Here is a 536-nt window from a genome sequence, read left to right as displayed (position 1 = left end):
AACTATTTTAGCCATCCTATAACCTCCTATTTAAGCATTGGTATCTTTACGCCCTTTCTTTGCAAACTCGATTGCCTCATCATATCCTGCATCAGCATGTCTTAATATTCCCATACCTGGGTCGCTTGTTAATACTCTTTGTAGCCTTACATCCATCTCCTCGCTTCCATCACATTTTACAACTGGTATACCCTTTATTGAGAAAGTAAGGTCTGTTCCAGGTCCTACTATTCTTACCTTGTCAGTTTTGCTCATAAGTTCTACTAGTGGATMCATTGCCTTTGACATTTTTGAATAATCAAGGTTACATACATTGAAGTAGAAATCTTCAAATGCTTCTGTGCTTGTATTTGCAAGTTGAGCCATTGAAGGTGATGGATATCTTAAAACAACCCACTTAGTTTTTGGTACTCTAATGTTTCCATGAACTTCTTTCCAGAAATATTTAAAATATAGGTCCATCTTATCTGCTGGAACATCAGAAAGTTCAGAAGCATTGTCACCTGAACGAATTCCTATGTACGCATCCATATCGC

Annotated in this window: 1 pseudogene; it reads right to left on the bottom strand. The window is 37.4% G+C overall.

What is annotated here, in order from left to right:
• Window positions 1-30 precede the first annotated feature (30 nt).
• Window positions 31-536 (bottom strand): annotated as a pseudogene (locus tag TCEL_RS11370) (aminopeptidase); the annotation flags it as partial.

This window comes from Thermobrachium celere DSM 8682, from assembly GCF_000430995.1.
In the GTDB taxonomy this organism is placed as follows: domain Bacteria; phylum Bacillota; class Clostridia; order Clostridiales; family Caloramatoraceae; genus Thermobrachium; species Thermobrachium celere.
This window is presented reverse-complemented; position numbering and strand designations above follow the sequence as displayed.